The organism is Pseudomonas sp. B21-048, assembly GCF_024748615.1.
Classification (GTDB): Bacteria; Pseudomonadota; Gammaproteobacteria; order Pseudomonadales; family Pseudomonadaceae; genus Aquipseudomonas.
In genome coordinates this window covers 4,506,598-4,530,264 of record NZ_CP087168.1, presented here as the reverse complement: position 1 = coordinate 4,530,264, position 23,667 = coordinate 4,506,598, and the positions used below count along the sequence as shown (strand labels likewise).

At 59.4% G+C, this 23,667-nt stretch carries 18 protein-coding genes and 2 pseudogenes; 12 read left to right on the top strand and 8 right to left on the bottom strand.

Features of this window, described 5'->3' with window-relative positions:
* The first annotated feature begins 36 nt into the window (after positions 1 to 36).
* The 3 genes from der (at position 37) to LOY56_RS21130 (ending at position 3,669) form a co-directional block, all read left to right on the top strand.
* Positions 37 to 1,506, top strand: a complete 1,470-nt coding sequence (gene der / locus LOY56_RS21140) for a ribosome biogenesis GTPase Der (protein WP_038981746.1) — start codon at positions 37 to 39, stop codon at positions 1,504 to 1,506.
* A gap of 235 nt (positions 1,507 to 1,741) precedes the next feature.
* Entirely contained in the window at positions 1,742 to 2,890 is a 1,149-nt protein-coding gene (locus LOY56_RS21135; protein ID WP_258616980.1) for a pyridoxal phosphate-dependent aminotransferase, read from the top strand.
* Positions 2,878 to 3,669: an amidohydrolase gene (locus tag LOY56_RS21130; RefSeq protein ID WP_258616979.1), complete on the top strand. Its 792-nt coding sequence runs from the start codon at positions 2,878 to 2,880 to the stop codon at positions 3,667 to 3,669. The genes LOY56_RS21135 and LOY56_RS21130 overlap by 13 nt, the downstream gene beginning before the upstream one ends.
* A gap of 155 nt (positions 3,670 to 3,824) precedes the next feature.
* Here LOY56_RS21130 and leuA read toward each other — a convergent pair whose 3' ends face one another.
* The gene (gene leuA / locus LOY56_RS21125) at positions 3,825 to 5,504 is read right to left on the bottom strand and encodes a 2-isopropylmalate synthase (RefSeq protein ID WP_258616978.1); all 1,680 of its coding nucleotides are present in this window, start codon (positions 5,502 to 5,504) and stop codon (positions 3,825 to 3,827) included.
* Between the two features lie 396 nt (positions 5,505 to 5,900).
* Between leuA and LOY56_RS21120 the strand changes: the two genes are divergently transcribed.
* Positions 5,901 to 6,257, top strand: coding sequence for a hypothetical protein (locus LOY56_RS21120; RefSeq protein WP_258616977.1), 357 nt, complete (start codon positions 5,901 to 5,903; stop codon positions 6,255 to 6,257).
* Between the two features lie 134 nt (positions 6,258 to 6,391).
* On the opposite strand, the gene LOY56_RS21115 is transcribed toward LOY56_RS21120, so the two are convergent.
* From LOY56_RS21115 to LOY56_RS21105, 3 genes are read right to left on the bottom strand one after another with little or no spacing between them, the layout of a single operon-like run.
* Positions 6,392 to 7,213, bottom strand: coding sequence for a M23 family metallopeptidase (locus LOY56_RS21115; RefSeq protein ID WP_258616976.1), 822 nt, complete (start codon positions 7,211 to 7,213; stop codon positions 6,392 to 6,394).
* A 3-nt stretch (positions 7,214 to 7,216) separates the two neighbouring features.
* Positions 7,217 to 8,596, bottom strand: coding sequence for an exodeoxyribonuclease VII large subunit (gene xseA, locus LOY56_RS21110; protein WP_258616975.1), 1,380 nt, complete (start codon positions 8,594 to 8,596; stop codon positions 7,217 to 7,219).
* A 27-nt stretch (positions 8,597 to 8,623) separates the two neighbouring features.
* On the bottom strand, positions 8,624 to 9,571 hold the full coding sequence (locus tag LOY56_RS21105) for a LysR family transcriptional regulator (protein ID WP_258616974.1): 948 nt from the start codon (positions 9,569 to 9,571) through the stop codon (positions 8,624 to 8,626).
* A gap of 100 nt (positions 9,572 to 9,671) precedes the next feature.
* Between LOY56_RS21105 and LOY56_RS21100 the strand changes: the two genes are divergently transcribed.
* The 4 genes from LOY56_RS21100 to guaA all read left to right on the top strand — a co-directional run bounded on the left by LOY56_RS21100 (position 9,672) and on the right by guaA (position 14,430).
* Positions 9,672 to 10,439 carry a sulfite exporter TauE/SafE family protein gene (locus tag LOY56_RS21100; protein ID WP_258616973.1) on the top strand — a complete coding sequence of 256 codons (768 nt, stop codon included), beginning with the start codon at positions 9,672 to 9,674 and terminating at the stop codon, positions 10,437 to 10,439.
* Between the two features lie 79 nt (positions 10,440 to 10,518).
* Positions 10,519 to 11,067 carry a hypothetical protein gene (locus LOY56_RS21095; protein WP_050682715.1) on the top strand — a complete coding sequence of 183 codons (549 nt, stop codon included), beginning with the start codon at positions 10,519 to 10,521 and terminating at the stop codon, positions 11,065 to 11,067.
* A gap of 222 nt (positions 11,068 to 11,289) precedes the next feature.
* On the top strand, positions 11,290 to 12,759 hold the full coding sequence (gene guaB, locus LOY56_RS21090; protein WP_258616972.1) for an IMP dehydrogenase: 1,470 nt from the start codon (positions 11,290 to 11,292) through the stop codon (positions 12,757 to 12,759).
* Positions 12,760 to 12,852: 93 nt separating this feature from the next.
* On the top strand, positions 12,853 to 14,430 hold the full coding sequence (guaA, locus tag LOY56_RS21085; RefSeq protein ID WP_258616971.1) for a glutamine-hydrolyzing GMP synthase: 1,578 nt from the start codon (positions 12,853 to 12,855) through the stop codon (positions 14,428 to 14,430).
* 119 nt (positions 14,431 to 14,549) lie between these two features.
* Here guaA and LOY56_RS21080 read toward each other — a convergent pair whose 3' ends face one another.
* The 3 genes and pseudogenes from LOY56_RS21080 to LOY56_RS21070 form a co-directional block, all read right to left on the bottom strand.
* On the bottom strand, positions 14,550 to 19,328 hold the full coding sequence (locus LOY56_RS21080; protein WP_258616970.1) for a membrane-targeted effector domain-containing toxin: 4,779 nt from the start codon (positions 19,326 to 19,328) through the stop codon (positions 14,550 to 14,552).
* Between the two features lie 99 nt (positions 19,329 to 19,427).
* A pseudogene (locus tag LOY56_RS21075) lies at positions 19,428 to 19,586 on the bottom strand (UTRA domain-containing protein); the annotation flags it as partial.
* Entirely contained in the window at positions 19,535 to 19,657 is a 123-nt protein-coding gene (locus LOY56_RS21070; protein ID WP_258616969.1) for a hypothetical protein, read from the bottom strand. The gene LOY56_RS21070 and the pseudogene LOY56_RS21075, both read right to left, overlap by 52 nt.
* On the opposite strand from LOY56_RS21070, the pseudogene LOY56_RS21065 reads away from it, so the two are divergent.
* Positions 19,657 to 20,524, top strand: a pseudogene (locus LOY56_RS21065) (putative PEP-binding protein); the annotation flags it as partial. The gene LOY56_RS21070 and the pseudogene LOY56_RS21065 overlap by 1 nt on opposite strands.
* Positions 20,525 to 20,526: 2 nt before the next feature.
* Positions 20,527 to 20,817: a PTS transporter subunit EIIB gene (locus LOY56_RS21060; RefSeq protein WP_258616968.1), complete on the top strand. Its 291-nt coding sequence runs from the start codon at positions 20,527 to 20,529 to the stop codon at positions 20,815 to 20,817.
* Positions 20,818 to 21,053: 236 nt separating this feature from the next.
* On the opposite strand, the gene LOY56_RS21055 is transcribed toward LOY56_RS21060, so the two are convergent.
* Positions 21,054 to 21,314, bottom strand: a complete 261-nt coding sequence (locus LOY56_RS21055) for a short-chain dehydrogenase (RefSeq protein ID WP_258616967.1) — start codon at positions 21,312 to 21,314, stop codon at positions 21,054 to 21,056.
* A gap of 459 nt (positions 21,315 to 21,773) precedes the next feature.
* Here LOY56_RS21055 and LOY56_RS21050 point away from each other — a divergent pair, with 459 nt between their 5' ends.
* Both LOY56_RS21050 and tadA read left to right on the top strand, forming a co-directional pair.
* Positions 21,774 to 23,150 (top strand): multicopper oxidase family protein, encoded by a 1,377-nt coding sequence (locus tag LOY56_RS21050; RefSeq protein WP_258616966.1) that lies wholly within the window; start codon positions 21,774 to 21,776, stop codon positions 23,148 to 23,150.
* On the top strand, positions 23,150 to 23,647 hold the full coding sequence (tadA, locus tag LOY56_RS21045; RefSeq protein ID WP_008014671.1) for a tRNA adenosine(34) deaminase TadA: 498 nt from the start codon (positions 23,150 to 23,152) through the stop codon (positions 23,645 to 23,647). Before LOY56_RS21050 ends, tadA begins: the two co-directional genes overlap by 1 nt.
* The last annotated feature ends 20 nt before the right edge of the window (positions 23,648 to 23,667 follow it).

Below are 23,667 nucleotides of genomic sequence, written 5' to 3'. Positions count from 1 at the left end.
TTTTGTATTTTCTGAAATAACGAAGTGGAGAGCCGCATGGTTCCCGTAATCGCCCTGGTGGGCCGACCGAACGTCGGCAAGTCCACCTTGTTCAACCGCCTGACCAGGACTCGCGACGCCATCGTCGGCGACTTGTCTGGTCTGACCCGTGATCGCCAGTACGGTGAGGCCAAGTGGCAAGGGCGTTCCTACATTCTGGTCGACACCGGTGGTATCTCCGGTGACGAGCACGGTATGGACGAAAAAATGGCCGAGCAGTCGCTGCTGGCCATTGAAGAAGCGGATGTCGTTCTGTTTCTGGTAGATGCCAAGGCCGGTTTCACCGCGGCCGACCAGATGATCGCCGAGCACTTGCGCAAGCGTAACAAGCGTTCATACGTGGTTGCCAACAAGGTCGACAACATCGACCCTGAAATGGCCCGCGCCGAATTCGCCCCGTTGGGCATGGGCCACGCGATCCCGATCGCCGGTGCTCATGGTCGTGGCATCACCCAGATGCTGGAAATCGCCCTGAGCGACTTCCCGAAAGACGAAGAAGAACCGGAAGAAGGCGAAGAAGAGATCGTTGCCGAAGGTGAGGAAGCCAAGCGCATTCCTGGCCCGAGCGAAAAAGACGGTATCAAGATCGCCATTATCGGCCGTCCGAACGTTGGCAAATCGACCTTGGTCAACCGCATGCTCGGTGAAGACCGGGTAATCGTTTATGACCAGCCCGGCACCACCCGCGACAGTATCTACATCCCGTTCGAGCGTAACGACGAGAAGTACACGCTGATCGACACCGCCGGTGTGCGCAAGCGCGGCAAGATCCACGAAGAAGTCGAAAAGTTCTCCGTGGTCAAAACCCTGCAGGCGATCAAAGACGCCAACGTGGTGATCTTCGTGATGGATGCCCGCGAAGGCGTGGTGGACCACGACCTCAACCTGCTGGGCTTCGCCATTGAATCGGGTCGTGCGCTGGTCATCGCGATCAACAAGTGGGACGGCATGACGCCGAGCGAGCGCGACTTCGTGAAGGTCGAGCTGCAACGTCGACTGTTCTTCGTTGACTACGCCGACATCCACTTCATCTCGGCGCTGCACGGCACCGGCGTAGGCAACCTCTACGCGTCGGTACAGAACTCGTTCAAGTCCGCGGTCACCCGCTGGCCGACCAACCGCCTGACCCAGATTCTGGAAGATGCGGTCGGCGAGCACGCGCCACCGATGGTCAACAACCGCCGGATCAAACTGCGTTATGCCCACTTGGGTGGTGCCAACCCGCCGATCATCGTGATCCACGGTAACCAGATCGAGAAGGTGCCGAAGTCTTACGTCCGTTACCTGGAAAACACCTACCGTCGTGTGCTCAAGCTGGTCGGTACGCCGATCCGCATCGAGTTCAAGGGCGGCGAGAACCCGTACGAAGGCAACAAGAACTCGCTCACCGACCGTCAGGTCAACAAGAAGCGCCGCATGATGTCACACCACAAAAAGGCCGACAAAAAGCGCCGCGACAAGCGCTGATTCAGGTGGATATTGATCGTTCCCACGCTCTGCGTGGGAATGCTGCCATGGACGCTCTGCGTCCACCGCGAATGTGACGCAGAGCGTCACGGGATGCATTCCCACGCCGGAGCGTGGGAACGATCAAATTAAAGAAGGGTGCCCATGGGCGCCCTTTTTTTATGGGCGCCGTTTGGGCTATCCTCGGGCTCTCCCGTGCCGCCGTTAGAGCCGGGTGTAGCGCAGGGAATCACCGATGATCACCAGTAAGCTGCCGAATGTCGGCATCACCATCTTCACGCAGATGTCTCAGCTCGCGGCGCAAACCGGGGCGATCAATCTGTCTCAGGGGTTTCCCGATTTCGACGGCCCTCAGGCCCTGCGCGATGCGGTCGGTCGGCATATCGCCATTGGCCACAACCAGTATTCGCCGATGACTGGTCTGCCGGTGTTGCGTCAGCAGATTGCGGCGAAGATCGCTCGCAGCTACGGCGCCCATGTCGATGCCGACAGCGAAGTGACGGTCACCCCCGGCGCAACTCAGGCGATCTTCTGCGCCATTCAGGCGGTGATCCACAGCGGTGACGAAGTCATCGTGTTTGATCCGGCCTATGACAGTTATGAACCTTCGGTGGAGCTGGCCGGTGGTCGTTGCGTGCATGTGCAACTGGGCCTCAACGATTTCAGCATCGACTTCCAGAAGCTTGCCGATGCGCTGAGCCCGCGTACGCGGATGATCATTCTTAACACCCCGCACAACCCCAGCGGCGCACTGGTCAGCCGTGCCGAGCTGGATCAACTGGCGGCGTTGATCCGCGACCGCGACATCTATGTGATCAGTGATGAGGTCTACGAGCACCTGGTGTTCGACGGTGTGCCTCACGTCAGCGTATTGGCCCACGAAGAACTCTATCAGCGCGCATTTGTGGTCAGTTCATTTGGCAAGACTTACCACGTCACCGGTTGGAAAACCGGTTACGTGGTGGCTCCGCCAGCCCTTACCGCCGAGCTGCGCAAGGTTCACCAGTACGTCAGTTTCTGCGGCGTGACGCCGTTGCAATACGCGTTGGCCGATTACATGGCCGAGCACCCGGAACACGTCGAAGAGTTGCCGGACTTCTATCAGGCCAAGCGCGATCTGTTCTGCGATCTGCTGACACCATCGCGCTTCCGTTTCACCCGGGTGGCCGGTACGTATTTCCAGCTGGTCGATTATTCGCAGATTCGCCCGGACCTCAATGACGTCGAGATGGCGCTGTGGATGACCCGCGAACATGGCGTCGCGAGCATTCCGATCTCGGTGTTCTACCAGACGCCACCCGCAGGCCAGCGCCTGGTGCGTCTGTGCTTTGCCAAACGCGAGGAGACCCTGCGTGAAGCAGCGGCAAAACTATGCGTGATCTGAGTACTCTGCCCAATCTGAATGTTGCGCTGATCCAGACCACCTTGGCCTGGCATGATCGTCAGGCCAATCTGCAGCATTTCGAGCCCTTGCTGGAGCAGGCTCGCGGCGCGGACCTGATCATCCTGCCGGAGATGTTCACCACCGGTTTCTCCATGGAATCGGAAACCCTTGCCGAGCCGGAAAATGGCCCCACCAGTAAATGGTTGCGGGTTCAGGCGGCGAAACTGGATGCGGTGATCACCGGCAGCATCATCGTTCAGGTGCCTGACGGTAGCCATCGCAATCGTCTGTTGTGGGCGCGGCCAGACGGGGAGGTGTGGCACTACGACAAGCGTCATCTGTTCCGAATGGCGGGCGAGCACAACCATTTCACCCCGGGCGAGCGTCAAGTGCAGTTCGAATTGAAGGGTTGGCGAGTACGGCCGCTGATTTGCTACGACCTGCGTTTCCCGGTCTGGAGCCGCGACCCGCAAGATACCGATTTGCTGTTGTACACCGCCAATTGGCCGGGCGCCCGGCGCCAGCACTGGAACCGTTTGCTGCCTGCCCGGGCGATTGAAAACCTCTGCTATGTGGCGGCGGTGAACCGCATCGGTATCGATGGCAAAGGCTTTGCGTATACCGGAGACAGTCAGGTGCTGGATTTTCAGGGTGAGACATTGCTCAGCGCAGGCGATGCCGATGGGGTCTTCAAGGTCGTTCTGGACGCGGCGGAACTGGCGGCTTATCGCGCACGGTTCCCGGCAAATCTGGATGCGGATACCTTCGAGTTCACGTAACCGATCGTTCCCACGCTCTGCGTGGGAATGCCTCAAGGGACGCTCCGCGTCCAGTGACGCGGAGCGTCACGGGCTGCATTCCCACGCAGAGCGTGGGAACGATCAGGCCCCGTGGTTCACACCCCGGGGCCTTTTGCATTACAGCGCAGGGCTCTTTACGCCGCTTTTGCTTCCGGCTGGCTCAGGGAGCGGTTCAGCGCGCTGAACAGAGCCTTGAAGCTGGCGGTGGTGATGTTTTCATCGATACCGACGCCGTGCACCGCACGCTCACCATTCACCCGCAGTTCAATATAGGCCGCAGCCTTGGCATTGGTGCCCGCGCCGATGGCGTGTTCGTTGTAGTCCATGATTTCCACCGGAATCGGCAGACCGGCCACCAGCGCTTCCAGCGCGCCGTTGCCCTTGCCACGCCAGTGCAGGTTGGTTTCGCCCTGGCCTTTACTGGAGACTTCCACTTCCACGGCGCTGTGACCGTTTTCTTCCTGCAAGCGATGGCTGACCAGCGCGTACGGGGTGTTGGCCTGCAAGTACTCGCTGTGCAGCAGCGCGTGGATTTGCTGGGCTGTCATCTCCAGGCCCAGACGATCGGTTTCACGCTGCACGACCTGGCTGAACTCGATCTGCATGCGGCGCGGCAAGTTGATGCCGTATTCCTGTTCCAGCAGGTAAGCGATACCGCCCTTGCCCGACTGGCTGTTGACGCGAATCACCGCCTCGTAGCTGCGGCCGATGTCGGCCGGGTCGATCGGCAAGTATGGCACTTCCCACAGGGCGTCCGGTTGCTGCTGGGCGAAGCCTTTGCGGATCGCGTCCTGGTGGGAGCCGGAGAACGCGGTGTGAACCAGGTCGCCGACGTACGGGTGACGTGGGTGCACCGGAATCTGGTTGCACTCTTCGACGACTTTGCGCACGCCGTCGATGTCGGAGAAGTCCAGCTCAGGGTTGACGCCCTGGGTGTAGAGGTTCAACGCCACAGTCACCAGATCGACGTTACCGGTACGCTCACCGTTGCCGAACAGGCAGCCTTCGACACGGTCGGCGCCGGCCATCAGGCCCAGTTCGGTGGCGGCTACGCCAGTGCCACGGTCGTTGTGGGTGTGCAGGCTGATGATCACGCTGTCACGACGATTGATGTGGCGGCCGAACCATTCGATCTGGTCGGCATAGATGTTCGGGGTGGCGCATTCAACGGTGGCAGGCAGGTTGAGGATCACCTTGTGCTCAGGCGTCGGGTTCCACACTTCGATCACTGCGTCGCAGACTTCCTTGGCGAACTCCAGTTCGGTGGCGCTGAAGGTTTCTGGCGAGTATTCAAAAGTCCACTCGGTTTCCGGCTGCTGGGCGGCGTATTTGACGAACAGCTTGGCGGCGTTCACGGCGATGGCCTTGACCCCGTCTTTGTCCTGATTGAAGACAATGCGGCGGAAGGAAGGGGAGGTCGCGTTGTACAAGTGAACGATGGCTTTCTTGGCACCGCGCAGGGATTCGAAGGTGCGCGCGATCAAATCTTCACGGCCCTGGGTCAGCACCTGAATGGTGGTGTCGTCCGGGATGTGGCCGTCTTCGATCAGGGTACGCACGAAGTCGAAGTCAGTCTGCGAAGCGGCCGGGAACGAGGCTTCGATTTCTTTCACGCCGACTTGCACCAGGGTTTTCCAGAAACGCAGCTTCTTGACCGCGTCCATTGGCTCGATCAGCGACTGGTTGCCGTCACGAAGGTCCGAGCTGCACCAGATCGGCGCTGCGGTGATGGTCTTCGATGGCCAGGTGCGATCCGGGATGTCGATGGTCGGGAACGCGCGGTATTTCGAAGACGGGTCTTTGAGCATGCTCATCGGAAAATCCTTATTGTGTGGGCCGAAAAAAGGCGGCCTGCCGGTGGATCAAATGTTCTGGGGATAAAGCGTAAGACGAGGCACCGCGATTCAGCCTGGCAGTCGTGCGCTGACGAGGCACAGGCTGCGGTGCTGGCGAAGCTGAATGAGGGTGTGAGAGGTTTTCATGCCTTCAACCCTAACCGCGGGGGGAAAGGATGGCAAGCAGTCGAAAAAAATTGAGAGGAATACTCGAAAAGTGGAGTTTATTGAGATTTTGTTGCGGTGAATGGCAGAGATTGTATTGATGTTTGCGCGAGGTTTGAGCGATGCGCAATTGAAGGTTGGCGATTGCAGTTCGGTCGACGCAGCTATTCTTAAAGCCTCAACCAGGCGACCAGAAAGCAGGAGTCGGCAATGAACGAGTCGGATTGGAAGCTCTATAGCGCACTGCGTCCGGTAGCCCATGAGCGGATGTGTATTCGGATCATGGAGGAGGTCGAGCGTACGGTGCTGGATAAAAGCCTGGCGCCTTATGAACGTATTGAAGCCAGTGAAGAACTGCTGAAGGCCGGGCAAAAAGAGCTGTATTGGGCGTTTGGCGTTTTCGGTCATTCACGCAATGAAGCGCCTGCTCATTTGCTGGGCCTGTGTACTCATGAGCTAATCACACCTGAAGAGTTGGCTGGTTTCTCGGAGGAAACCCAGGCCTGGATCAAAGAGTGTCTGGCGCACACGGAGGTCCACGGGATTGAGGACCTTGAGGCGGAATAAGCGGCGCCAATGAGGCCGCCTTCGCGAGCAAGCCCGCTCCCACATTTGATCGGCGTGAACACATTTCTGTGCACGCCGAAAATCTAATGTGGAGCGGGCTTGCTCGCGAAGGGGCCATCAGCCTCAACAACTATCTATGGCTGAAACGCCCCAATAAAAATCGCCGGATCCACCCGCGCATCATTCAGGCTGATGTTCCAGTGCATATGCGGCCCGGTCGCGCGCCCGGTGGAGCCGACTTTGCCGACCACGCCACCACGGGCCAGTTGCTGGCCGACCTTCACGTCGATCTTCGACATGTGGCAGAACATGCTGATAAAACCCTGGCCGTGGTCGACGAACACCGTGTTGCCGTTGAAGAAGTAATTACCGATCAGGATCACCTTGCCGGCGGCCGGGGTCTTGATCGGCGTGCCGGCAGGCACCGCGAAGTCGAGGCCCGCGTGGGGATTGCGTTCTTCTCCATTGAAAAAGCGGCGCACGCCAAACTTGCTCGACAGCGGCCCGTTGACCGGTTTGTCCAGCAGCAGATTGCTCGGGGTGTTCGGGCTGAAGCTGCGGTAGGCCTGGATCTGTTCCGCCAGCTCACCCTCGATACGCTTGAGATTCTCCGGGTTCGGATTGACCTGCTGAGTGTTTTTCAGGGTGATGTGCTGTTCCGGGTATTGCTTGCCGCCGACGGTGAAGTTCAGGTTGCGACCACCGCTGCTAAGCGACTGGCTGCCCGGTTTGACAGTCAGCGGCACGCCGACAATGGCCAGCCAGTTGTTCTGTTCCTTGACCACCAATACCGGTTTGCCTTGATAGCTGGCTTTCGGCGCCTGGGCGGAGTTGCCCAGATCCACCACCGCCACGCCACCCGGTACCGGCTTGTTCAACAAGCGAGTGATGTAACTGTCGGCGTGGGCATTGAAAGTCAGGCACAGCAACAGCAGCGGAGCTAAAAAGCGCGGCATGGATCAATCCAGTAAAGAAAGGGTGACGGGCGTCAGGTGATTGTCTTCGACCCGCACGTGCAGTTCACCTTCGCCCAGTTTGGCTTTCAGGCGCTGGCCGGTGTGGGTCTGCGCGGCGCTGCGGATTGCGTTGCCGCGCTCGTCCAGCAGAATGCTGTAGCCACGCGCGAGGGTCGCCAACGGGCTGACCACATGCAGCGTCTGCATCTGACTTTGCAGTTGCAGGCGACGGGACTTAAGCCCTTCACGCATGGCTCGGGGCAGGCGCTCGGCGAGGCTGTCGAGGCGCTGGCGAAGCATCGCCAGTTGTCGCCCCGGATGTTGCCCGGCGAGGCGGGTTTCCAGGCGGATCAAGCGTTCGCGACGGGTATTGAGGCTGCGTTCGAACGCGCGGCGCATGCGCATGTCCAGATCATCCAGACGTTGTGCCTGCTGACGCAGACGTTCCCCTGGGTGGCGCAGACGACGGGCCATGCCTTCCAGGCGCAGCCGGTCACGCATCAAACGGTCGCGGATGCGCATCACCAGGCGTCGGTGCAGACTTTCGACGCGCCGCACCAGATCGTTGGAGTCCGGCGCGAGCAGCTCGGCCGCGGCGGACGGTGTCGGGGCGCGGACGTCGGCGACAAAGTCACTGATCGACACATCGGTTTCGTGGCCGACAGCGCTGACAATCGGCGTCACGCAGGCATCTACGGCGCGGGCCACGGCTTCTTCGTTAAAACACCAGAGGTCTTCCAGAGAACCGCCGCCACGGGCCAGGATCAACGCGTCGAAACCGCGGGCGTCCGCCAGTTTCAGCGCGCGGACAATCTGCGCGGTGGCTTCGCGGCCTTGCACGGCGGTGGGGATCAGCGTCAGTTGGATCTGCGGCGCGCGGCGGCGGAACACACTGATGATGTCGCGGATCACCGCGCCGGTGGGCGAGCTGATGATGCCGATGCGTTGCGGGTGCGCCGGCAGCGGCACTTTGCGCTCGGCGCTGAACAGGCCTTCGGCGCTGAGTTTTTCCTTCAACGCATCGAAGGCCAGACGCAGGGCGCCGTCACCGGCCGGTTCCACGGTGTCGAGAATCAGCTGGTAGTCGCCACGACCTTCAAACAGCGAAACCTTGCCGCGAACCTTGACCGCCAAACCGTCCTTCAGCGCCTGGCGAACCCGCGCGGCGTTCTGTCGAAACAGCGCGCAACGCACCTGGGCGCCGCTGTCCTTGAGGGTGAAATACACATGGCCGGACGCCGGGCGGGCGAGGTTGGAGATTTCGCCTTCGACCCAGATGTTGCTGAACACGTCTTCGAGCAACACCCGCGCGCGGCCGTTGAGCTGGCTGACAGTCAGGACTTCCCGGTCCAGGCCGAGTCTTGCAAAGGGATCTTTAATCATGGGGCGCAGTTTAAAGGCATTCGGCGATCAATCTCCATGAGTCAGCGTAAATCCATTGTGGGAGCGAGCAAGCTCGCTCCCACAATGATCTGCGCAGGATTTGATGAAGTGTTGGACCAGTGCCGTGGGATGTTGCCGACAGGCGAGGGCGACGGTGCTGTGGCAATCGGGATCGGCCAAGGGCAGAAAGTGGATATCCGGCGGCGCGATGTCTTGCATCGATTCCGGCAACAGCGCGATGCCGAACCCGGCCAGGATCAATTGCAGTTGCGTGGTTTTGCGTGACACCACCCGAGCCGCTTGGGGAAAGAACCCCTGGCGCATGCACAACTCGGCGGACAGATAACTCAGGCCGCCACGCTGTGGATGAGGGATGGAAATAAACGCTTCATTCTTCAACTGCGCCAGATCGATGCCTTGCGCGAACTTATCCACAGCCAGCCGATGATTCGGCGGTACCGCCAGTAATAGACGCTCGCTGTACAGCGGAACAATCTGCACCCCTTCACGCTGACGTAATACCGGCAGGCGCAACAGACCCACATCGAGGCGACCTTCGGCTAGTTCTTCCAGTTGCGTCTCGGAGGACAGCTTGACGATGTCCACGGACACACCGGCGTGCCGATCCAGATAGACGCTGATGCCTCGCAGCAGCCGACCGCTCATGGGCACGGTACTGGAATGGCTGAGGCGCAAAGTGCCGAGTTGACCGTTTCCCACCTGAGTGGCCATTTCGCTGGCCTTGGTCAGTTCGTTCAGCAGGTTTCTGGCCCGAGGCAAAAAGGCCTCGCCCGCCGCCGTCAAACGGGGCTGGCGCGCGGTGCGTTCGAACAGCGGGGTTTGCAGCCGGGTTTCCATGTCCTTGATCTGCCGGCTCAAGGCAGATTGAGCAATAAACAGTCGTTCGGCCGCAGCGCTGAAGCTGCCGCTCTCGGCGATTTCCACGAAGTAACGCAATTGACGGGTTGAAAGCACAAGGCATGCCTTTTCGAGATAGGTAGTCGATGTTGAAGATATTAGTCGCAACGCTCGGCGCTGGCTAAAGTCAGCACTGGAATAAAAGGAAGCCGTGTCGATGAATGTGCTGGAGCTGTTAAACCAATGGCCGTGGGGTACGGTGGATTGGCTGGTGATCGGGTTGGGCGTTGCCCTGGCCTACATCGTGTTCGGCATCGCCGGTTTTGGCACCGCGCTGGTGGCGGGGCCGATTCTGATCCTGTTCATGCCGCTGTCGAAAATCGTGCCGCTGCTGGTGTTGCTGGATTTCGTCGCGGCATTCGGCAATCTGCTGCCCTCGCGACGGGATGTAGCGAGGCCCGAATTGCTGCGGCTGCTGCCATGCATGGCAGTGGGCTGCACGTTGGGAGTGATTTTTCTGTTGAACCTGAAATCCGATGTTTTGCTGCTGTTGATGGGGCTGTTTATCAGCGCCTATGCGATTTACAGCCTGTGGATTAAAACCCGTCCGGCGCAATTGTCCGCCGGGTGGGCGGTGCCGATGGGCACGGTGGGCGGGATGTTCGGGGCGCTGTTTGGCAGTGGCGGCTTTTTATATGCGATCTATTTGAACAGTCGGCTGCCCAAGGACGCGGCCCGGGCGACCCAGAGTGCGCTGATCAGTTGCAGCACCGTGGTGCGTTTGAGCCTGTTTGCCATCGCCGGTGTGTATGCCGAGCTACCCTTGTTGGTACTGGCGCTGTGTTTGTTGCCGGCGATGGCGCTGGGGTTGTGGATCGGCCGGCGGTTGACCCTGAAATTGTCCCGCGAGGCATTCGTGCGGCTGGTGACCTGGCTGGTGCTGGCCAGCGGGATTGCCTTGATCGGGCGCTATTTGAGTACTTGACCGGATTTCGTCAGGGATTAAGCTGCCGGCCGACTTGGCGCCATCGCAGAACATCCATTTGACGCAGTAGGCTTGCACCATGAACTCCCAAAGCATCATCGTCCCGAAAATCTCCACCCTGCCGGTACACGAACCCCGGGCCCGGGCGGTCGTGCGTTGGCTGGTGCGCAAGAACATTATTAAAGAAGAACTGACCACCTGTGGCCGCACCGGCAATCGCATGGCCCACGCCATCGCCGACGGTGCCCGCGCGGTGGTCCTGCACCCTGACGCGCTGCCGTTCGGCGAGCCGATCAATGGCCTGGAGATCATCACCAAGCGCTGCATCTATACACCGGCCAAGGGGTTTCTCGAAGAAGCCGGCTGCGCCGAGTGCCGCAAGGAAATCGGCGAAGCGCTGTTTGAAAGCCTGGAAGAGTGGATGCCGGGGCGCACCGATAATTTCACGTGCCCTGAATGCGGACATGAGGATGACATCAACGGGTTTCTGTTCTTGCAGGAATGCGGCTTTTCCAACCTGGGGTTTATCTTCAACAACTGGCTCGAGGCCGGGTTCAAGCAGAGCTTTATCGACGAATTTGCCGATTGGCTGGATCAGCCTGTGAGTTGGGTAAAAGTCGAACTGTAGGAGCGAGCGGTGCGGCGATCCGACTTGCCCGCGAAAGCATCGATTCGGTCTACCTGATGTACCGCGGTGAGGCCTTCGCGGGCAAGCCTCGCTCCTACGGGATTTGTGTGCCAAAACCTCCGTCGATCACTGCGTCGATAATAGACAGAGTTTTACATTGAACCCGAGGGGGTGTCTGACTATAATGGCGCGCTTCCATTTTCCCGCTCGGGAGCCCCCGCGATGCTGCGTATCAGCCAAGAAGCTCTGACCTTCGACGACATTCTTTTAGTGCCCGGTTATTCCGAGGTTCTTCCTAACGAAGTCAGTCTCAAGACCCGCCTTACCCGTGGCATCGAGCTGAACATTCCACTGGTTTCTGCTGCCATGGACACCGTTACTGAAGCCCGTTTGGCAATTGCCATGGCTCAGGAAGGTGGCATCGGTATCATCCACAAGAACATGACCATCGAGCAGCAAGCTGCCGAAGTGCGTAAGGTCAAGCGTTACGAAGCCGGCGTGGTCAAGGACCCGATCACCATCGAGGCTGACGCCACGGTTCGTGAACTGTTCGAATTGACTCGCCAGCACAACATCTCCGGCGTTCCGGTACTGCACGATGGCGACCTGGTCGGCATCGTCACGTCCCGTGACGTGCGCTTCGAAAACCGCATGGACGCTAGCGTCCGTGAAGTGATGACGCCCAAAGAGCGTCTGGTCACGGTCAAGGAAGGCGCCAACAAGAACGACGTCCGAGAATTGTTGCACAAGCACCGCATCGAACGCGTACTGATCGTCGACGACAAATTCGCCCTCAAAGGCATGATGACCGTCAACGACATCGAAAAAGCCAAGGCTTACCCGCTGGCCAGCAAGGACGATCAAGGTCGTCTGCGTGTTGGCGCTGCAGTCGGTACCGGTAAAGACACCGGTGACCGCGTCGCTGCCCTGGTCCTCGCGGGTGTAGACGTGGTGGTGGTCGACACTGCCCACGGTCACTCCAAAGGCGTGATCGATCGCGTTCGCTGGGTCAAACAGAACTTCCCTGAAGTGCAGGTCATCGGCGGCAACATCGCCACCGGCGCTGCCGCCAAGGCCCTGGCCGAAGCCGGCGCTGACGCAGTCAAGGTCGGTATCGGCCCTGGTTCGATCTGCACCACCCGTATCGTCGCCGGTGTCGGCGTTCCGCAAATCAGTGCCATCGCCAACGTCGCCGCTGCCCTTGAAGGCACAGGCGTTCCGTTGATCGCCGACGGCGGCATCCGTTTCTCCGGTGACCTGTCCAAGGCCATCGTTGCCGGTGCCTCCTGCGTGATGATGGGCTCGATGTTTGCCGGTACCGAAGAAGCACCAGGCGAGATCGAACTGTTCCAGGGCCGTTCGTACAAGGCTTATCGTGGCATGGGTTCGCTGGGCGCCATGTCCCAGGCTCAAGGTTCCTCCGACCGTTACTTCCAGGACTCTTCGGCAGGCGCCGAGAAGCTTGTACCTGAAGGGATCGAAGGGCGTGTTCCGTACAAGGGCACCCTGAGCGCCATCATCCATCAACTGATGGGCGGCCTGCGTTCTTCCATGGGCTACACCGGTAGCGCCAACATCGAAGAAATGCGCACCAAGCCTGAGTTCGTGCGGATCACCGGCGCGGGCATGGCCGAGTCCCACGTTCACGACGTGCAAATCACCAAAGAAGCGCCAAACTACCGCGTAGGTTGAGGCTTCCAGCAATAAGTTAAGTAACCGGGGCTGTTTTCAGCCCCGAGTTGTTTCTGATTTTCTTCACCGAACTGCATAGACGAGACTGACCACATGGCCCTCGACATTCACGCCCACCGCATCCTGATCCTCGACTTCGGTTCCCAGTACACCCAGCTGATTGCCCGCCGCGTGCGTGAAATCGGCGTGTACTGCGAACTGCATCCGTTCGACATGGACGACGAAGCGATTCGCGAATTCGCTCCAAAAGGCGTCATTCTCGCCGGCGGCCCCGAGTCCGTGCACGTAGCCGACAGCCCGCGCTGCCCGCAAGCGGTGTTTGACTTGGGCGTACCGGTCTTCGGTATCTGCTACGGCATGCAGACCATGGCTGAACAGCTGGGTGGCAAGGTCGAAGGTTCCGAGCTGCGTGAGTTCGGTTACGCCCGCGTTGACGTGGTCGGCAAGAGCCGTCTGCTCGATGGCATCGAAGACCACATCGACGCCGATGGCCTGTTCGGCCTCGACGTATGGATGAGCCACGGTGACAAGGTCACCAAGTTGCCGGAAGACTTCCACATCCTGGCCAGCACCCCGAGCTGCCCGATTGCCGGCATGTTCAACGATGCTCTCGGCTATTACGGCGTGCAGTTCCACCCGGAAGTGACCCACACCAAGCAGGGCGGTCGCATCCTCTCGCGCTTCATCCTCGATATCTGCGGCTGCGAAGCCCTGTGGACGCCTTCGAAGATTGCTGAAGACGCCATTGCCCAGGTCCGCGCCCAGGTTGGCACCGACAACGTGTTGCTCGGCTTGTCCGGCGGCGTTGATTCCTCGGTGGTTGCCGCGCTGCTGCACAAGGCTATCGGCGACCAGTTGACCTGCGTCTTCGTCGACAACGGCCTGCTGCGCCTGCACGAAGGCGAGCAAGTGATGGCCATGTTCGCCGAGAACATGGGCGTCAAGGTGATTCGCGCCAACGCCGAGGACCAGTTCCTCGACAATCTGGCAGGCGAAAGCGACCCAGAGAAGAAGCGCAAGATCATCGGCCGTACCTTCATCGACGTTTTCGATGCCCAGTCCAACAAACTGGATAACATCAAGTACCTCGCCCAAGGCACCATCTACCCGGACGTGATCGAGTCGGCTGGCGCCAAAAGCGGCAAGGCGCACGTGATCAAGTCGCACCACAACGTGGGCGGCCTGCCGGAAGAAATGAACCTTAAGCTGGTTGAACCCCTGCGCGAGCTGTTCAAGGACGAAGTCCGTCGTCTGGGTCTGGAACTCGGCCTGCCGTACGACATGGTCTACCGTCACCCGTTCCCGGGCCCGGGCCTGGGTGTGCGGATCCTCGGCGAAGTGAAGAAGGAATACGCCGACCTGCTGCGTCGCGCCGACCACATTTTCATCGAAGAGCTGCGTAAAGCCGACTGGTACCACAAGGTCAGCCAGGCATTCGTGGTGTTCCAACCGGTGAAATCGGTTGGCGTGGTGGGCGATGGCCGTCGTTACGCCTGGGTCGTTGCCCTGCGTGCCGTGGAAACCATCGACTTCATGACCGCGCGTTGGGCTCACCTGCCTTACGAACTGCTGGAAACCGTCAGCGGCCGCATTATCAATGAAATCGAAGGCATCTCCCGCGTCACCTATGACGTGTCGAGCAAGCCGCCAGCGACGATTGAGTGGGAGTGATCGTGATTGAGCCTGTGAACCCAGGCTCGAGACGATAGTGGCAAAAGAAGCCCCCGATCGAGAGATCGGGGGCTTTTTGCGTTTCAGGGGATGTGTACCTTGTAGAAACGGATGATGAATTAAAGCGGCAGGCGGCCTTCAAGGTTCATGCCCATACGGCTCAGGGCCCAGGACAGTTCGACAATGTTGGCATACGGCACCTGGTGCACTTCGGTCCATGAGGGGCGATTGATCAGATACTTGCCGTCAACTGTACGCTCGACCAGGGTTCGTATAATTCGGGTGTCCCTGGCGCGATGAATCAGCGTCCAGCTACCGTTCGACTTCTCGAAAGTGAACATGCCTTGGCGGAACAGCAGCCGCTCGAGCTCCTCCTGCGTCCTTTCGAGCAAGGGCAGTGGCGTCTTCAGACTCAGGTCGGCAAGCAGAGTGTCGGAATCTCCGTTTGTGCCTTCGGGCTGCGAGGCAAAACCGCGTCCTACATCGATCCCTTGATCCGTTTCGATCAGCAGTTTTTCTTCCGGTAGCACCTCTTCGATGCGCAAACCGATACCCCCCTGCATTTCGCTGATACCAGCCATGCCCCGAAAGGTATTGGTGTTTTCCTGGTCCGTCAGCACCACCCATTTACCGGCTCCGTTGAGCGATTGGTCAGCCTGCATGATGGTGTGGGTGAGGTAGGTTTTTATCGCTTGTTCATGCATGTCGGGAAGTGGCGAGGCGGGATAGCGGTAGCTCGCCAGACAGTCCGTTGCCTGAATTCGAATACCATTGAGTCGTGCAGCCTTGACCACTTCAAGGGGAGTGAATTGTCCCGAAGGATCGCTTTTCAGCTTTTGCAGAGACATCTCAAGATCGTCGGACAATTCTCCGGAGCTGAAGAATTGATTGAGATCCAGTTGACTGAAATCATTGAGCAGGCGTTGGAAGTAGAGCGTCCTGACACCCTGTCGGGCCAGGGTCGGCATGTTCTCGATGAGAAACCGCATGCTGGCAATGCGATCCTGGCTTTCGCCGATGACCATGCCGGGTGTGGCTTCAAACACTTTCTGAATCAGTTCCGCGGCAGTGGTCGATGGTGTTACGGCAGGAATCGCCGGGCGCGGAGGCAATGAGGGAGTGAAGTTACTTCGGGAAAAGAACTGACGGGCGTCCCGTGACAGCTTGACGCGAGGGGCTGCGATGTATTCGTCGTAAGTGGATATCCCGCGCAGACTTCCGTTGGGCTGACGCATGACTTTGATGTGGTTTTCTCTTATACCCAGTGCCAGTTTTCTGAGGCGGAATCCGCCAGGTGCATCGTATTGTGTGGAGGGGCTTCGCAGAGTGACCTGCGGTGGGATTTGAGCAGGGACCTGCGGTGGGATTTGAACAGGGACTCGCGACGGTCCTGGCTGGGTGTTGCCGCCGCCCTTGAGTCCGGCTCGGGGTGCCAGCTCCCAGTCGCCCTGAGCATTGAGGCGTACCGGTATTGATCCTGAAAACGCTTTCGGGTGCTCGGGATCAATGATGGCCCACGTACCGCCTCCGTTGGCATCGGCTTCGTAGCGCACGTAATAGGCCGTGTCATCGAGCATGATCGCGGTGGAAGGGTTGGAATCGAGTTGATAGATGCCCTGGAATTTTCCGGAATCGGTGCCGGGTGTTTTTCCCTCCAGCAGTTCGTTGGCTTGCCAGTTGTCCGGAATGTCTGGTCGCTGTATTTCGGGCTGCGCCTGGGGAAGGTCTTCGATCAGCGATGCAGCGCCGTCAGCCTCGCCAGCCACTTCCGGCCAGCCCATGGGCTTCATACCCTTTGCAATCAATGCTTCTTTCAGTTCGTCGAGGTTATCCACCGTCATGGACTCGTAAGCGGGCCGAAGCGGAGTATCCAGATTGAGCCTCCCGCCGGGTGTCATCCTGATGACGCTGTCCGCCATTCGACCCTCGGCGTTGCGATAAACCACCAGGATGCTGCTTGTATAGCGTTGAAAGGTGAACATCCCCGGTTCCGGCAACAGTGCTTTCAGTTCTCGTGGGGTTCTGTAGGCCCATGGGGTTTCCATCTGAACGCGCCAGTCGCCTTTGATCAGGTCATGGATGTTGTCGAATTCAGTTCCGTCTGACACGTCATAAACAGGGGAGTCCGGAAAGTCTGCGTACTCCACCGCTAACCCGGGATCGGAGGCGATTGATTGCGCCTGCCCGGCTGCAACATCGTCGATGCGGATGCTCAGGGCGTCGGTCTGTTCGCTGATGCCCCGGTAGCCTCGGAACGTCGCCATGTTCTCCTGATTGACCAGGGCCACCCATTTGGCCAGCTCTTTTAACTCTTCATTGAATTGAATGACCTCGCTGGCAAAAAAACTCCTGGCCATCTGGTAATCCGATTCCCAGGCGAAACCTTCTTTGTTGATGTTGTAGGTCGTCGACATGTCGAGCGCTTGAACCCGGATCCGTTGGGCATTGGCGGCTTTCACCAGTGTCAGCAGATTGAATTTTCCATCGGGATCGTTGCCGGCCTTGATATCGAGTTTCTTCAGGTAGCTTTCCAGTTCTTCCGGCATTTCGCCGGTTCGCGCGAAGGTATCCAGTTCAAGCTGGTTGACGTTCGCCAGCAGCTCCTGGAGATACAGGGTTTTCACTGCGCGTTGGGCCAACGCGGGCATGTTTTCGATCAGGAACTGTTTGCTGCCGATACTGCCTCGGCTCTCGCCGACGACCAGCCCCGGTTTTTCCGTGAGTGCCGCATCGAGCAGATCGGTGGAAGTTTCGATCGGTTGTACCGTAGATATCGGTAGACGAGGATTGGGTGGGTTCAGCTCGTAGTATGCCTTAGCGTCACTGACCAGGTTGCTGCGAGGTTCTTCCTGAGCCAAGTCGAACTCACTCAAGGATTCTGTGAGTTCGTCGAGAGGGGACATGAGTACACTACGGGCGCCGACTGTATCTACATCGGACATGAGCACACTGCGCATGTCTATTGAGCCGATTGTCCATACCCTTCTGAACAGAGCGCGAACGTCTGCCCCACCGAGTGCCCAGGCCCTCATTTCGGGGTCTTCGAGCCCGGGGACATGAACGCCCGGCGTTCGCGCCCATCCTTCGACAACGGGTTCAACTGATGGGCCAGCGGTCGCAATGGGCGGTATGTCCATGCCGCCCCTCAGACCCAACTTGGGAACGACTTCCCATTCTTCAGCGGCAGTCAAAAAACGCACTGGAATCGAGCCTGAGAACGAGTCGGGGTTGGCCGGGTCAACGATTGCCCAATGACTACGGCCATTGAGGTTGTTTTCGTAGCGCGCGTAATAGGCATTGCCCTTTAGCTTGATAGCACTGGAGGGATTGGATGGCAGTCGATGGATCCCCTGGAACTTGCCAGGCTCACGGACCAGTGTTTCATCATCCAGAAGCACATCGATCTTGTAGGCGTCCGGTACGGATGACGGTGAGGCGCTCGTCCCGGTGGTGTCGGGTGAGCCTGTTGCAGGTTCAGACGGCTCCGCCGGTTCTGCCGGCTCGCTAACTGACTCGCGGCTTTCGTCTGGCGTTAATCCTTCGCGATATTCGGCCATTTCACTCGCTTCAGCGGCATCGATCTCGGGGCCGATTTCTTCCATCGAGCCCGGTCCCTTGAGTACGAGCAGGTTGAACAGCACATCGATACTGGCGAACACCGCGCCAAGGACACCGGCCTTGCGCTCTTCGGCCGTCTTCGCATTGACCGCCTGATCGATGTTCAAACCCAGGTTGGCGATGCTGGCCCCGACCAAGGGCAGTGCAATGGGCCAGCCGACGACCGCCATCGGGCCGAATACTTTTACGCCCGCGCTGAGGTAACCGATCCAGAGTTTTTTGCGCAGATCGCCATTGGAGGTCAGCGAGAGATCGGCTTCGGCGAACATCGCGGCTTTGGTCGAGTCGCGCAGCCAACTGAAGGCATCACTGCTGATGATCCGGTTTGTCTTGTTGATCAGGTGATGGTCGTACTTGCCCCAGGTGCTGACCAGCCGGTTCATGAGGTCGGTGATGTTCTCGGCGATGGTCTGGCGATCGGCCAGGGAAAAGTGCGTCATGAACGCCTGGCGCGCAGCGTCCTTGTTCATTTGGAGCAGTATCCAGTAGTGCATGTCCGTCGCAGTTTCCAGCACCTTGAAGGCGACGGTTTCACCGGGCAGGTAAACAATCTGCCGGCCTTTGGGCGCGACAAAACGAAGGATGTTGGTGGCGACGTAGCCGTCGACATCCAGAGCCCGAACGTTATCGGCGCAAGGGTGCTGTGCTTGCAGCAACTGCAGGTTGACGGGCCAGGTGATCGGACCGATGACGGCGTTGGTGACGAACTGGAAGTCATCGTCGCTCAACTGGCGTTTGTCCCGGGCCTTCACCGCCGCAATGAGGAAATTGCACTTGGCCAGGGTGCGGAAGTCAGCGGCGGATGCGTTCCAGTAGGTCGTCAGACGGTCGCGGTACTTCGCGCTGAAATCGATGCTCCAGAATTCCTTCAGCACCTCGTTGCCGTGCAGGCGCACTTCGTTGGTTTCATTGAAGGTCCCGGCGTTCGGCCCGGCGCTGTAGAAGCCCGCATAGACGTCCAGCAGGTCGGCGTTGTCCTGGTCGGCAGTGCGGAAGCGATGGATCACCAGCTGCGTCAGGGTCATGGAACTGGTGGGTGTTGCGTCGACGTGCTCCCAACCGGTGAAGGCTTTCGAGCTGCTTTGGGACGCATCGAATCGGTGGAAGTACACCTGATCCGGATCGAGGCCGGCGATGCCGTATTTTTTCAGCAGGTCGCTGGCAACTTCGTGCGCCGTGTCTTGCAGGCTGGGGCATGTCTGGATGACGGTGGTGGCGATTGCCTTGAGCGCGGCCTTGTCGGCGGCATTGGGCAATGGGCGTGTTTCGGTCGGGTTCATGCTCTCTGTCCTTGAGAAATGGACGTCGAGGATGACCCGTTCGCTCAAGGAATGTGCACTACATAGTTATGCCCATTGTCGATTCAGTACCGTGTAGTGTCAGCGCCGGGCCACATCCGAAAAGTAGAACTTGTCCAGGGTATGTCGCGATTCGGTGTACTCGAACTGCCTGCCATCCTGCAAAAACGTCTGGTTACTAACCACGATCACATGGCTTTGCCCATCGAGGTCCAGGTGTTGCTGGTCGTCCTTGCTGCGTGCGCCTGCCCCACTGCTACCCGCTGACCTTCTTCCACCAACCGGGTGAAACCCTTGCCGGCCAGGTTCACTCGCGCGGGCCTTCGGTTTGCCGGCGATCTGTGGCCTGTCGGTTCAGGTGCTGACACTGATCAATGGCACCCGGGTTTTGCTCGATGCCGACAAGGGCGAGTTGCAGCTGGATCCTGAGCTGGCTGCCATTGAGCAGTTGCAAGCCAATCGTCAGCGACAAAAGAAGCGCCAACAATACGAGCTGGAAAATGCAGGAATGGCCGCCTGTACCCGCGATGGGCATCACTTTGAAATCACCGCCAATATCGCTTCTCTGGCCGAAGCCGAACAGGCCATGACGCTGGGCGGCGAGGGCGTCGGTCTGTTGCGTTCGGAGTTTCTTTATCTGGATCGCAATCATGCGCCAAGCCATGACGAGCAAGCCTCCACCTACAGCGCCATCGCCCGTGCCTTGGGCCCGGCGCGCAATCTGGTGGTGCGAACCCTGGATGTCGGCGGTGACAAACGCGCCCGAGGTGGATTTCTTCTCCATCGGCACCAACGACCTGATCCAATACACCCTGGCCATTGACCGCGATCATCCACGGCTGGCCAGTCAGGCCGATAGTTTTCATCCGGCGGTGCTGCGCCTGATCGCCAACACCGTGAAAGCCGCTCATGCCCATGGCAAATGGGTCGGCGTGTGCGGCGCCCTGGCGTCGGAAAAACTGGCGGTGCCGCTGTTGTTGGGGCTTGGGGTGGATGAACTGTCGGTGAGCGTGCCGTTGATTCCAGCGATCAAGACGACGGTTCGCGAAGTGGACCTGCTGGATTGCCAGACCATCGCCCAGCAGGTGCTGGGGCTGGAAAGTGCCGAGCAGGTACGCGAGGCACTGCGGCTGCACCACGAGGCGACGGTCGATACTTCACTGGTTCTGGAGAACTGAGCATGTTCGAGAAAATGCAGCGGGCGTTCTGGAAAGCGTTGACGCCGGACCTGGTGGTGGATGAGCCGAAAGTGGAGGCTCAGCCTGTTTTCGGCTTGGCCGCGAATGTCGTGGCTGCGCTGGGGGGTGTGGATAACCTCAAGTCGCAACAGCACATGGCGTTGACCCGAGTGCGGGTCGAACTGCGAGATGCGGCGCAGATAGATCGGCAGGCATTGACGGCGGCGGGGGTGCCGGGGGTGATGATGCTGAAGGATGGGGTGGCGCATCTGATCACCGGCCTTCAGCCATAATCGGACCTTTGTGGTGAGGGGCTTGCCTGTGGCGAGGGAGCTTGCTCCCGCTGGGCTGCGGACAATCCTGATGTCGCCACTCTACACAGTGATCGTTCCCACGCTCCGCGTGGGAATGCCTCAAGGGACGCTCCGCGTTCCAGCCACACCGCCGCTGTCGAGCCAGACACCGATGTGACGCAGAGCGTCACGGGCTGCATTCCCACGCAGAGCGTGGGAACGATCATTCAGCAACGTTAGTCCGAAGGCCGAGCCCGCAACCGCCGCCCCATCACATCCAGCACATCGCACCCATCCCGTAACGGAATGGCGCAGAGCAAGGCAAAGTCACTGAGAATCATCGAATCACACTCGACTGAGCCGCGCATGGATATGTTCTCAAGCACCTGGGTTACGGCACGAATTCGATAGCTGGCAGCGTCAGTCAAAATATCGAGCGGCGCGTGGGTATCGACGAACAGGGTGGGCATGTCGGTGCAGTTGCTGGTGAGCGCCATGAAGCGGCTTTTGGGGTGGGGAATGAGTTGCCAGAGAGGGCTCCTACACCCTGCCACTGCATTCGCAGTGACAGCCAAAGACTATCGATGGAACGCATTTCACACCAGTTCATGGAAACCGCTACGACTTGAAGGAAACTTCCGACGATCTTGCCCAGAAATTTCGCCGACTGTAAGACCGCCTTCGCGGGCAAGCCTCGCTCCTACGGAAGCGAGGCAGACCGCTAAATATGGGAACGACGTTAATCCTGTGGGAGCGAGCTCCCACAGGGGCTGTGGTGTTCAACTCCTTAACTGACTGGCATTGGGGCAAGTTCCCCTCACCACACGTGCATTGCCAACCATGATTTGACTGCGTCCATCCGCCGCGCTGCCCTTACTGTTTCTCAACCGCAGGTGTATCGTATTCGCCTTTTGCAGGCCCCTCGCCTGTGGCTGATACGTGAGGTAGTTGAGTTCATGTCCTTTACCCGTCGCCAAATCCTCGGTGGCCTGGCCGGTCTTGTTGTCGTTGGTGTCGGAGCCGGTGGCGCGTCGCGTTACTGGCTGGGCAAAATGGCCGACGCTGACGCCGGCCACGACTATGAGCTGATCGCCGCCCCGCTGGACGTCGAACTGGTGGCCGGGCACAAGACGCCTGCCTGGGCCTTTGGCCCGTCGGCGCCGGGCACTGAGTTGCGCGTGCGTCAGGGCGAATGGCTGCGGGTGCGCTTCATCAACCATCTGCCGGTAGCGACCACCATTCACTGGCACGGCATCCGCCTGCCGCTGGAAATGGATGGCGTGCCGTACGTCTCGCAGCTTCCGGTATTGCCGGGCGAATACTTCGACTATAAGTTCCGCGTGCCTGACGCCGGCAGCTACTGGTATCACCCGCACGTGAACAGCAGCGAAGAGCTCGGTCGCGGATTGGTCGGCCCGCTGATCATCGAAGAGCGCGAGCCCACCGGTTTCAAATACGAAAAAACCTTGAGCCTCAAGAGCTGGCACGTTGATGAAGAGGGCGCTTTCGTAGCGTTCAGCATTCCTCGTGAAGCGGCCCGTGGCGGCACGGCGGGGGGCTTGTCGACCATCAACGGCGTCTCGCAAGCGGTGATCGACTTGCCCGCCGGGCAGATCACTCGCGTACGGTTGCTCAACCTCGACAACACGCTGACGTACCGTCTCAACATCCCCGGCGTCGAAGCGCAGATCTACGCGCTGGACGGCAACCCGATCGAACCGCGCCCACTGGGCAAGGAATACTGGCTGGGTCCTGGCATGCGCATTTGCCTGGCGATCAAAGCACCGCCGGCCGGCGAAGAATTGTCCCTGCGCAATGGCCCGGTACGTCTGGGCACCTTCCGCTCAGTGGCCAATACCGATGCGCCGACCGAGTGGCCGCCAGCGCTGCCCGCCAACCCGGTGGCCGAGCCGGACCTGGCCAATGCCCAGAAACTCAACTTCAATTTTGAATGGGTAGGCTCGGTGTCGGTCAATGTCGACAACGGCAAGCCGCCTAGCCTGTGGCAGATCAACGGCAAGGCTTGGGACATCACCGACAAGACCTGCGCCGATCGACCGATTGCCAAGCTCGAAAAGGGCAAAAGCTATATTTTCGAATTGAAGAACATGACTCAGTATCAACACCCGATCCACCTGCATGGCATGAGTTTCAAGGTCATTGCCTCGAACCGACACAAGGTCATCCCGTACTTCACCGACACGTACCTGTTGGGCAAGAACGAGCGTGCGCAAGTGGCGCTGGTGGCGGATAACCCTGGTATCTGGATGTTCCACTGCCATGTGATCGACCACATGGAAACCGGCCTGATGGCCGCCATCGAGGTGGCGTGATGCGTCAGATTCGCCCCGCAGCGATTATCGACCGCAGCCGTGATCGTGATTTCATGCGCGAAGCTCTGGCCTTGGCCGCTCAAGGCGCGGCGCTGGGTGAAGTGCCGGTGGGCGCGGTGCTGGTGCAGGACGGTGAGATCATCGGTCGCGGTTTCAATTGCCCGATCAGCGGCAACGACCCCAGCGCCCACGCCGAGATGGTCGCGATCCGCGCCGCGGCTCAGGCCGCCAGTAACTATCGTCTGCCGGGCAGTACGCTTTACGTGACGCTTGAGCCGTGCAGCATGTGCGCCGGGCTGATCGTGCATTCGCGGATTGCGCGGGTGGTGTATGGCGCGCTGGAGCCCAAGGCCGGGATTGTGCAGAGCCAGGGGCAGTTTTTTACCCAGGGCTTTTTGAATCATCGGGTGTTGTATGAGGGCGGGGTGTTGGCAGAGGAGTGTGGCGCGGTGTTGAGCGAGTTTTTCAAGGCCCGTAGAGCCAAACCAGCAGATTAGGTGGCGACAGGTAGGCCGCC

Excerpts from the sequence above, each read along its gene's own strand:
- der (WP_038981746.1), top strand. The coding sequence starts at position 37 with ATGGTTCCCGTAATCGCCCTGGTGGGCCGACCGAACGTCGGCAAGTCC.
- LOY56_RS21135 (WP_258616980.1), top strand. The coding sequence starts at position 1,742 with ATGATCACCAGTAAGCTGCCGAATGTCGGCATCACCATCTTCACGCAG.
- LOY56_RS21130 (WP_258616979.1), top strand. The coding sequence starts at position 2,878 with ATGCGTGATCTGAGTACTCTGCCCAATCTGAATGTTGCGCTGATCCAG.
- leuA (WP_258616978.1), bottom strand. The coding sequence starts at position 5,504 with ATGAGCATGCTCAAAGACCCGTCTTCGAAATACCGCGCGTTCCCGACC.
- LOY56_RS21120 (WP_258616977.1), top strand. The coding sequence starts at position 5,901 with ATGAACGAGTCGGATTGGAAGCTCTATAGCGCACTGCGTCCGGTAGCC.
- LOY56_RS21115 (WP_258616976.1), bottom strand. The coding sequence starts at position 7,213 with ATGCCGCGCTTTTTAGCTCCGCTGCTGTTGCTGTGCCTGACTTTCAAT.
- xseA (WP_258616975.1), bottom strand. The coding sequence starts at position 8,596 with ATGATTAAAGATCCCTTTGCAAGACTCGGCCTGGACCGGGAAGTCCTG.
- LOY56_RS21100 (WP_258616973.1), top strand. The coding sequence starts at position 9,672 with ATGAATGTGCTGGAGCTGTTAAACCAATGGCCGTGGGGTACGGTGGAT.
- LOY56_RS21095 (WP_050682715.1), top strand. The coding sequence starts at position 10,519 with ATGAACTCCCAAAGCATCATCGTCCCGAAAATCTCCACCCTGCCGGTA.
- guaB (WP_258616972.1), top strand. The coding sequence starts at position 11,290 with ATGCTGCGTATCAGCCAAGAAGCTCTGACCTTCGACGACATTCTTTTA.
- guaA (WP_258616971.1), top strand. The coding sequence starts at position 12,853 with ATGGCCCTCGACATTCACGCCCACCGCATCCTGATCCTCGACTTCGGT.
- LOY56_RS21080 (WP_258616970.1), bottom strand. The coding sequence starts at position 19,328 with ATGAACCCGACCGAAACACGCCCATTGCCCAATGCCGCCGACAAGGCC.
- LOY56_RS21060 (WP_258616968.1), top strand. The coding sequence starts at position 20,527 with ATGTTCGAGAAAATGCAGCGGGCGTTCTGGAAAGCGTTGACGCCGGAC.
- LOY56_RS21055 (WP_258616967.1), bottom strand. The coding sequence starts at position 21,314 with ATGGCGCTCACCAGCAACTGCACCGACATGCCCACCCTGTTCGTCGAT.
- LOY56_RS21050 (WP_258616966.1), top strand. The coding sequence starts at position 21,774 with ATGTCCTTTACCCGTCGCCAAATCCTCGGTGGCCTGGCCGGTCTTGTT.
- tadA (WP_008014671.1), top strand. The coding sequence starts at position 23,150 with ATGCGTCAGATTCGCCCCGCAGCGATTATCGACCGCAGCCGTGATCGT.